Here is a 9,069-nt window from a genome sequence, read left to right on the forward strand (position 1 = left end):
CCGAACGAGGAGGAGCGCCCCTCCGCCGCCGGTCCTCGGTAGTGGCCCCCGGAAGCCTGACGACCGGGTGCTTCGATCGAAGACCGGCCCGCACGCAAGGCGCGCTTCTCCGCCACCGTCCTCCCGCCATGCGGGCCGGAGGACGCAGACGAGGAGATATCGCTGGTGGAGAACGAGACCCACTACGCCGAGGCCGTCATCGACAACGGCTCCTTCGGCACCCGTACGATCCGCTTCGAGACGGGCCGCCTGGCCAAGCAGGCCGCCGGCTCCGCCGTCGCGTACCTGGACGACGACACCATGGTGCTGTCGGCCACCACCGCGTCCAAGCACCCCAAGGACCAGCTGGACTTCTTCCCCCTGACGGTCGACGTCGAGGAGCGGATGTACGCCGCGGGCAAGATCCCCGGCTCCTTCTTCCGCCGCGAGGGCCGGCCGTCCGAGGACGCGATCCTGACCTGCCGCCTGATCGACCGGCCGCTGCGCCCGTCCTTCAGGAAGGGCCTGCGCAACGAGATCCAGATCGTCGAGACGATCATGGCGCTCAACCCCGACCACCTGTACGACGTGGTCGCGATCAACGCCGCCTCCTGCTCCACGCAGCTGGCCGGCCTTCCCTTCTCCGGCCCGATCGGCGGCACCCGCGTCGCGCTGATCGACGGCCGGTGGGTCGCCTTCCCGACCCATTCGGAGCTGGAGAACGCCGTGTTCGACATGGTGGTCGCCGGGCGCGTCCTGGAGGACGGCGACGTCGCGATCATGATGGTCGAGGCCGAGGCCACCGAGAAGACGGTGGAGCTGGTCAAGGGCGGCGCCGAGGCGCCGACCGAGGAGGTCGTCGCCGCCGGCCTCGAGGCCGCGAAGCCCTTCATCAAGGTCCTGTGCAAGGCCCAGGCGGACCTCGCCGCGAAGGCCGCCAAGCCGACCGGTGAGTTCCCCGTCTTCCTCGAGTACCAGGACGACGTCTTGGAGGCCCTCACCGCCGCGGTCAGGAGCGAGCTCACCCAGGCGCTCACCGTCGCCGGCAAGCAGGAGCGCGAAGCCGAGCTGGACCGCGTGAAGGCGCTCGCCGCCGAGAAGCTCCTGCCGGAGTTCGAGGGCCGCGAGAAGGAGATCTCCGCCGCGTACCGCTCGCTGACCAAGTCCCTGGTCCGTGAGCGCGTCATCAAGGAGAAGAAGCGCATCGACGGCCGAGGCGTGACGGACATCCGCACGCTCGCCGCCGAGGTCGAGGCCATCCCGAGGGTGCACGGCTCGGCCCTGTTCGAGCGCGGTGAGACCCAGATCCTGGGCGTCACCACCCTCAACATGCTCCGCATGGAGCAGCAGCTGGACACCCTTTCCCCGGTGACCCGCAAGCGCTACATGCACAACTACAACTTCCCGCCGTACTCCGTCGGCGAGACGGGCCGCGTGGGCTCCCCGAAGCGCCGCGAGATCGGCCACGGCGCCCTCGCCGAGCGCGCCATCGTGCCGGTGCTCCCGAGCCGCGAGGAGTTCCCTTACGCGATCCGCCAGGTGTCCGAGGCCCTCGGCTCCAACGGCTCGACGTCCATGGGCTCCGTCTGCGCCTCCACCATGTCGCTGCTGAACGCCGGTGTGCCGCTGAAGGCCCCGGTCGCCGGGATCGCCATGGGCCTGATCTCCCAGGAGATCGACGGCCAGACGCACTACGTCGCCCTCACCGACATCCTCGGCGCGGAGGACGCCTTCGGCGACATGGACTTCAAGGTGGCCGGCACCAAGGAGTTCGTCACCGCCCTCCAGCTCGACACCAAGCTGGACGGCATCCCGGCCTCCGTCCTGGCCGCGGCCCTGAAGCAGGCCCGTGACGCGCGCCTCCACATCCTCGACGTGATGATGGAAGCGATCGACACCCCGGACGAGATGTCCCCGAACGCCCCGCGGATCATCACCGTGAAGATCCCCGTGGACAAGATCGGCGAGGTCATCGGCCCCAAGGGCAAGATGATCAACCAGATCCAGGAGGACACCGGCGCCGAGATCACGATCGAGGACGACGGCACCATCTACATCGGTGCCGCCGACGGACCGGCCGCAGAGGCCGCCCGCGCCACGATCAACGGCATCGCCAACCCGACCATGCCGGAGGTCGGCGAGCGCTACCTGGGCACGGTCGTCAAGACCACCACCTTCGGCGCGTTCGTCTCCCTGCTCCCGGGCAAGGACGGCCTGCTGCACATCTCGCAGATCCGCAAGCTGGCCGGCGGCAAGCGCGTGGAGAACGTCGAGGACGTGCTCGCGGTGGGCGCCAAGGTCCAGGTCGAGATCGCCGAGATCGACCAGCGCGGCAAGCTGTCCCTCATCCCCGTGGTCGCGGACGAGGACGGCGCCGACGAGGGCGAGAAGAAGGACGACACCGACAAGTGACGTCCCGTAGTCCCAGGACGACGGCCCGCACCTCCTCGGAGGCGCGGGCCGTCGCCCGTACCCAAACACTCCTCAAGGGCGAGCACGGCATCGGCACGGTCCGCAAGACCACCCTCCCGGGCGGGCTGCGCATCGTCACCGAGACCCTGCCGTCCGTACGCTCCGCCACCTTCGGCATCTGGGCGCTTGTCGGCTCGCGCGACGAGACCCCCTCGCTGAACGGCGCCACCCACTATCTGGAGCACCTGCTCTTCAAGGGCACCCGGAGGCGCTCCGCCCTCGACATCTCCGCCGCGGTCGACGCGGTCGGCGGGGAGATGAACGCCTTCACGGCGAAGGAGTACACCTGCTACTACGCGCGGGTGCTCGACACCGATCTGCCGCTGGCGATCGACGTCGTCTGCGACATGCTCACCGGCTCGCTGATCCTCGACGAGGACGTGGACGCCGAGCGCGGCGTCATCCTCGAGGAGATCGCGATGACCGAGGACGACCCCGGAGACGTGGTGCACGACCTTTTCGCGCGCACCATGTTCGGAGACACCCCCCTGGGCCGCCCGGTGCTCGGCACCGTCGACACGATCAACGCGCTGAACCGCTCGCAGATCGCCCGCTTCTACCGCAGGCACTACGACCCGACCCATCTGGTCGTCGCCGCCGCCGGCAACGTCGACCACGCGACGGTGGTACGGCAGGTCCGCAGGGCCTTCGAACGGGCGGGCGCCCTGACCCGGACGGACGCCCTCCCGACGGCCCCGCGCGACGGGCACCGCAAGCTGCGTACCGCCGGCCGGGTGGACGTCCTCGACCGCCGGACCGAGCAGGCGCACGTCGTCCTCGGCATGCCCGGCCTCGCCCGGACGGACGAGCGGCGCTGGGCGCTCGGCGTGCTGAACGCCGCCCTCGGCGGCGGCATGTCCTCACGGCTGTTCCAGGAGGTCCGGGAGAAGCGCGGCCTCGCCTACAGCGTGTACTCGTACACCTCGGGCTTCGCCGACTGCGGACTCTTCGGCGTCTACGCCGGCTGCCGCCCCAGCCAGGTCCACGACGTGCTGAAGATCTGCCGCGACGAGCTCGACCGGGTCGCCCGCGAGGGGCTGGCCGACGACGAGATCGACCGTGCCATCGGCCAGCTGTCCGGCTCGACCGTCCTGGGGCTGGAGGACACCGGCGCACTCATGAACCGCATCGGCAAGGGCGAGCTGTGCTGGGGCGCGCAGATGTCCGTCGACGACATGCTGGCGAACATAGCCGCGGTCACGCCCGACGACGTGCGCGCCGTCGCCCGGGAGGTCCTGGGGCAGCGGCCCTCGCTGTCGGTGATCGGCCCGCTGAAGGACAAGCAGGCGAGCCGTCTGCACGAAGCGGTCTCGTAGTCTCGTGGTCTCGTGGTCCCGCCGTCTCCCCGCCGACCCGCCGTCCCCCTAGAGAGAGCAGAGCAATGAGCAAGCTGCGTGTGGCCGTCCTCGGTGCCGGGGGCCGCATCGGCTCCGAGGCCGTGCGAGCCGTCGGAGCCGCCGGCGACATGGAGCTCGTCGCGGCACTCGGACGGGGGGACAAGCTGGAGACCCTCGTCGAGAGCGGTGCCCAGGTGGCGGTCGAGCTGACGACCCCCGCCTCGGTCATGGGGAACCTCGACTTCTGCGTGCGCCACGGCATCCACGCGGTCGTGGGTACCACCGGCTGGACCGACGAGCGCCTCACGCATCTGCGTACCTCGCTCGCGGCCTCGCCGGAGACGGGTGTGCTGATCGCGCCCAACTTCTCCATCGGCGCCGTCCTCACCATGAAGTTCGCCGCCCAGGCCGCCCGCTGGTTCGAGTCGGTCGAGGTCGTGGAACTGCACCACCCGAACAAGGCGGACGCTCCCTCCGGCACGGCGACCCGCACGGCCCAGCTGATCGCCGCGGCCCGGGCCGGGGCCGGCTGCGCGCCCCAGCCCGACGCCACCGTCACCGCACTGGACGGGGCGCGCGGAGCGGACGTCGACGGGGTGCCGGTCCACGCCGTACGGCTGCGCGGCCTGCTCGCCCACCAGGAAGTCCTGCTCGGAGGTGAGGGCGAGACCCTCACCCTGCGCCACGACTCCCTGCACCACAGCAGCTTCATGCCGGGCATCCTGCTGGGCGTCCGCCGTGTGGTGGACACGCCCGGGCTGACCTTCGGCCTCGAGAACTACCTCGACCTCGGCTGAGGGTCCCCGGTGCGCGCCAAGATCTCCTATGCCGTCACCGCCGCCGTCCTGGTCGTGTACCTCGTCCTGGCCGGCGGCCGCGGGGTACTGCTCATCCAACAGGGCACCCTGCTCACCGTGGCCTTCGGAGCGGCGGTCCTGATCCTCCCGGTGATCGGCCTCTGGTTCCTGTGGCAGAACACCCGGTTCGTCAGGAAGGCCAACGCCCTGGCGGCGGAGCTCGACGCCGAGGGGGGACTGCCGGTGGACGACCTGGTCCGCACCCCGGGCGGGCGCATCGACCGCGACTGTGCGGACGCCGTCTTCGCCGAGCGCCGTGCGGAGACCGAGGACTCTCCGGACGACTGGCGCTGCTGGTTCCGGCTCGCCGTCGCCTACCACGACGCCCGGGACACGCCGCGGGCCCGCAGGGCGATGCAGCGCGCGATCGCCCTCCATGCGGGAAGGCCGCCCGCGGCCTGACGCGCTCTCCCGGCGCGGCGCCTTCACGTGCCCGGTGCCGGTGCCGGTGACGGCGCTTTCGGCCCGTGGCCGGCCGCTCGGGGCGTGCGCCGGAACGGGCCCGCGGGGCGGGGTGGGGTGGCTGGGGCGGCGTCCGCGCGGCCGACGTCGTACCCCGTCCGGACGACGGGCCCCGCCTCGTGTGCCGGCACACGAGGCGGGCTGGCACACGAGGCGGGGTCGGAAGACCGCCTCAGCGCTGAGCGCCGTACTCCGCGCCCCAGGCCTCGATGGTGTCCGCCGCGCGCTCGAACGCCTCGACGCGCGAGAGGAAGTCCCCGTTGTGATCGGTGAGCAGGGTGAGCGGCTCGTCACGCTCGCGTACGAGGACCAGCGCCTGCCCCTGGACCGTCCGCGGCAGCCCGAGCCACCGCACCGGCTGCTGCGCGGTCCGCAGGGCCTTCACCTCCGCCCACGGCAGGGTGGTGGTCGAGAGCAGGGCCACATGCCGCAGCCCGTGCCCGCTCACCCAGGCGCCCATGCGCAGGATCCGCAGGGCCCCGCAGATGAGCAGTGCGGCGATGCCGAGGCAGCCGGCGGCTCCGGCCAGTGCTCCGGCGAAGGCGATGACCATGGCCGCGAGCAGCACGAACGAGGCCAGCAGCAGAAGCAGTGCCGCACCTCCGACCCGCCAGGGGCCCGGGCGGTACGGACGCCGCCACAGATCGTGGTCGTCGAACGGCAGCGCGACGTCGTCGTCCGCAGCGTCAAAGGCACGGTCCGCCGTCAGAAAGGGCAGGGGCACGGCTGGTCCTCACTCGTCACCACGTCGGGGGTTGTGACCGGTGAGGCTACCTAGGCGACCGTCGACCAGCCACCCCAGGGGGGCCATGGGGGTGCCTCCTCCGTGTCCACCGGCCGGGGGTCGGGCGTGTTGTCAGCGCCCCTCGGACTCCTGCGCCTGACTCGGGGCCTTCGGGGAGACCGGGGCCTCCAGCGCCGGCAGCCCGAAGAGCAGGGACCCCACCAGCCCGGCCGTCACGGTCAGGCCGATCAGCGTCCGGCCGGCGAGTTCGGATGCGCTGGGCCGCTGCCGGGGCGGGGGAGCGACATTGCTGCGGAAGCGGTCGGCCTCGGCGACGAACGCGAACGGGACGGCTTCTCGCCGGCGGAACATGGTGCGGGCCCCCTCGGGGTGTGAGACGAAACGCGGCTACCGGTACAGACGCGTGTGACCCGGATTCGGTGCCCGAATCCAGCGAATCGGGAGGGGGAGACCGGGACGGTCCGCCCCGCCGATCGTTGAAGCAGGCGACCGTTGGAGAATGGGCGCCGCCCGAGCGACACGACTGGAAGGACCCCCGCCGGTGACCCGGAACCCCGAAGACATCAAGCCCAGCCTACGCAGCGATGTCACCGTCGAGCTGGTGAAGCACACCGCCGGCGACTCCGACGTGCTGTGGGCTGCCCGGGTCTCCACCGCGGGCGAGCAGTCGCTGGACGAACTCGCGAAGGACCCGGAGCGGTCGAAGGGACTGATCAACTACCTGATGCGGGACCGCCACGGCAGCCCCTTCGAGCACAACTCGATGACCTTCTTCATCAGCGCCCCGATCTTCGTCTTCCGCGAGTTCATGCGCCACCGCGTCGGCTGGTCCTACAACGAGGAGTCCGGCCGGTACCGGGAACTCCAGCCGGTCTTCTACGTCCCGGACGAGTCGCGCAGGCTGGTGCAGGAGGGGCGTCCCGGCCGGTACGTGTTCGTGGAGGGCACCCGGGCCCAGCAGGAGCTGACCGGACGGGTGATGCAGGACTCCTACCGCCATGCCTACGAGGCCTACCAGGAGATGCTCGACGCGGGCGTCGCCCGTGAGGTCGCCCGCTCGGTGCTGCCGGTGGGCCTCTACTCGTCGATGTACGCGACCTGCAACGCCCGCTCGCTGATGCACTTCCTCGGGCTGCGTACCCAGCACGAGATGGCCAGGGTGCCGTCCTTCCCGCAGCGGGAGATCGAGATGGTCGGCGAGCAGATGGAGGAGCACTGGGCCGGGCTGATGCCGCTGACCCACGCGGCCTTCAATGCCAACGGCCGGGTGGCCCCGTAGGGGACCGATGTACGGTCAGCCTTACTCGGTGTCCGTATTGCGGCGTTTCGAGAAGTTCATCTAGGCTGATCAAACGGACCCGGCACTGCCTGAACCCCCGAGCAGGCAGTGCCGGGCTCCACTGGGCAGGGATACGTCACGTCCCCCAAGGGGACCCTCCGCGCAGAGCAGCGAGTAGCGTGTTACCCATGGCTCCGATCTCGACTCCGCAGACCCCCTTCGGGCGGGTCCTCACCGCCATGGTCACGCCGTTCACGGCGGACGGCGCGCTCGACCTCGACGGCGCGCAGCGGCTCGCCACCCACCTGGTGGACGCAGGCAACGACGGCCTGATCATCAACGGCACCACCGGTGAGTCCCCCACCACCGGCAACGCGGAGAAGGACCAGCTCGTCCGTGCCGTCCTGGAGGCCGTGGGCGACCGGGCGCACGTGGTCGCCGGGGTCGGGACCAACGACACCCGCCACAGCATCGAACTGGCACGTGCCGCCGAGCGCGCAGGCGCGCACGGGCTGCTGGCCGTCACCCCGTACTACAACAAGCCCCCTCAGGAAGGCCTGTACCGGCACTTCACGGCCATCGCCGACAGCACCGGACTCCCGGTGATGCTGTACGACATCCCGGGCCGCAGCGGCGTCCCGATCGACACCGAGACGATCGTGAGCCTCGCGGCCCACCCGCGGATCGTCGCGAACAAGGACGCCAAGGGCGACCTCGGCCGTGCGAGCTGGGCCATCGCCCGCAGCGGACTCGCCTGGTACTCGGGCGACGACATGCTCAACCTCCCGCTGCTGTCCGTGGGCGCCGTCGGTTTCGTCTCCGTGGTCGGCCATGTCGTCACCCCGGAGCTCCGTGCCCTGGTGGACGCCTACACCGCGGGCGACGTGCAGAAGGCCACCGAGATCCACCAGAAGCTGCTTCCGGTCTTCACCGGCATGTTCCGCACCCAGGGCGTCATCACCAGCAAGGCCGCCCTCGCCCTTCAGGGCCTGCCCGCGGGCCCGCTCCGGCTCCCGCTGGTCGAGCTCGGTGAGGCCGAGACCGCCCAGCTGAAGATCGATCTCGCGGCCGGCGGGGTACAGCTGTAACCACAGACTTCACAACTGAATACGTTCAACCGAATAAGAACGACCGGACGACAACAGCAAGTGCACGAATGTCATGCGCGCCACGTGCCCAAGCGGTACGTGGCGTGTGTAGCGAGGAGAGTCTTTTGAGTCATCCGCATCCCGAACTCGGCGCTCCGCCGAAGCTTTCCAAGGGTGGCCTGCGCGTCACACCGCTCGGCGGTCTCGGCGAGATCGGCCGCAACATGACCGTCTTCGAGTACGAGGGCCGGCTCCTGGTCGTCGACTGCGGCGTTCTCTTCCCCGAGGAGGAGCAGCCCGGTGTCGACCTGATCCTGCCGGACTTCACCACCCTGGTGGACCGGCTCGACGACGTCGAGGCGATCGTGCTCACGCACGGGCACGAGGACCACATCGGGGGGGTGCCCTACCTCCTCCGCCTCAAGCCGGACATCCCGCTGATCGGCTCCAAGCTGACCCTCGCCCTCATCGAGGCCAAGCTCCAGGAGCACCGCATCCGTCCCTACACCCTGGAGGTCGCGGAGGGGCGGCGCGAGGACTTCGGCCCCTTCGACTGCGAGTTCGTCGCGGTCAACCACTCCATCCCGGACGCGCTCGCGGTCGCCATCCGCACCCCGGCCGGGCTGGTCGTGCACACGGGCGACTTCAAGATGGACCAGCTCCCGATGGACGGCCGTCTGACGGACCTGCACGCGTTCGCACGTCTGAGCGAGGAGGGTATCGACCTCCTGCTGTCCGACTCCACGAACGCCGAGGTACCCGGCTTCGTACCCGCCGAGCGGGACATCTCGAACGTGCTGCGCGGGGTCTTCGCGAACGCCCGCAAGCGCATCATCGTCGCCAGCTTCGC

Annotated in this window: 9 protein-coding genes (1 of these 9 running past the window's edge); 7 read left to right on the plus strand and 2 right to left on the minus strand. The window is 70.5% G+C overall.

The genetic code is table 11. The features are described from left to right. Positions 1–165: 165 nt before the first annotated feature. The 4 genes from DDQ41_RS24130 (at position 166) to DDQ41_RS24145 (ending at position 5,047) form a co-directional block, all read left to right on the plus strand. Positions 166–2,391, plus strand: coding sequence for a polyribonucleotide nucleotidyltransferase (locus tag DDQ41_RS24130; protein WP_109296352.1), 2,226 nt, complete (start codon positions 166–168; stop codon positions 2,389–2,391). Then, complete coding sequence (locus tag DDQ41_RS24135) at positions 2,388–3,767, plus strand: M16 family metallopeptidase (protein ID WP_109296353.1); 1,380 nt, start codon at positions 2,388–2,390, stop codon at positions 3,765–3,767. The genes DDQ41_RS24130 and DDQ41_RS24135 overlap by 4 nt, the downstream gene beginning before the upstream one ends. A gap of 65 nt (positions 3,768–3,832) precedes the next feature. After that, on the plus strand, positions 3,833–4,585 hold the full coding sequence (gene dapB, locus DDQ41_RS24140) for a 4-hydroxy-tetrahydrodipicolinate reductase (protein ID WP_109296354.1): 753 nt from the start codon (positions 3,833–3,835) through the stop codon (positions 4,583–4,585). A 9-nt stretch (positions 4,586–4,594) separates the two neighbouring features. Beyond that, the gene (locus DDQ41_RS24145; RefSeq protein WP_109296355.1) at positions 4,595–5,047 is read left to right on the plus strand and encodes a hypothetical protein; all 453 of its coding nucleotides are present in this window, start codon (positions 4,595–4,597) and stop codon (positions 5,045–5,047) included. Positions 5,048–5,279: 232 nt separating this feature from the next. On the opposite strand, the gene DDQ41_RS24150 is transcribed toward DDQ41_RS24145, so the two are convergent. Continuing rightward, on the minus strand, positions 5,280–5,831 hold the full coding sequence (locus DDQ41_RS24150) for a hypothetical protein (protein WP_109296356.1): 552 nt from the start codon (positions 5,829–5,831) through the stop codon (positions 5,280–5,282). Between the two features lie 132 nt (positions 5,832–5,963). Further along, positions 5,964–6,203, minus strand: a complete 240-nt coding sequence (locus tag DDQ41_RS24155; RefSeq protein ID WP_109296357.1) for a hypothetical protein — start codon at positions 6,201–6,203, stop codon at positions 5,964–5,966. Between the two features lie 148 nt (positions 6,204–6,351). Between DDQ41_RS24155 and thyX the strand changes: the two genes are divergently transcribed. The 3 genes from thyX to DDQ41_RS24170 all read left to right on the plus strand — a co-directional run. Then, complete coding sequence (thyX, locus tag DDQ41_RS24160; protein ID WP_373995528.1) at positions 6,352–7,131, plus strand: FAD-dependent thymidylate synthase; 780 nt, start codon at positions 6,352–6,354, stop codon at positions 7,129–7,131. Positions 7,132–7,319: 188 nt separating this feature from the next. Then, entirely contained in the window at positions 7,320–8,219 is a 900-nt protein-coding gene (gene dapA / locus DDQ41_RS24165) for a 4-hydroxy-tetrahydrodipicolinate synthase (RefSeq protein ID WP_109296359.1), read from the plus strand. Positions 8,220–8,344: 125 nt separating this feature from the next. Continuing rightward, on the plus strand, positions 8,345–9,069 hold the 5' end (the start) of the coding sequence (locus DDQ41_RS24170) for a ribonuclease J (protein WP_109296360.1). 961 nt of this gene lie beyond the right edge of the window; the window shows 725 of its 1,686 coding nt (coding positions 1–725); the start codon lies at positions 8,345–8,347; its stop codon lies off the right edge, out of view.

The sequence above is a fragment of the Streptomyces spongiicola genome (assembly GCF_003122365.1).
Lineage (GTDB): Bacteria > Actinomycetota > Actinomycetes > Streptomycetales > Streptomycetaceae > Streptomyces > Streptomyces spongiicola.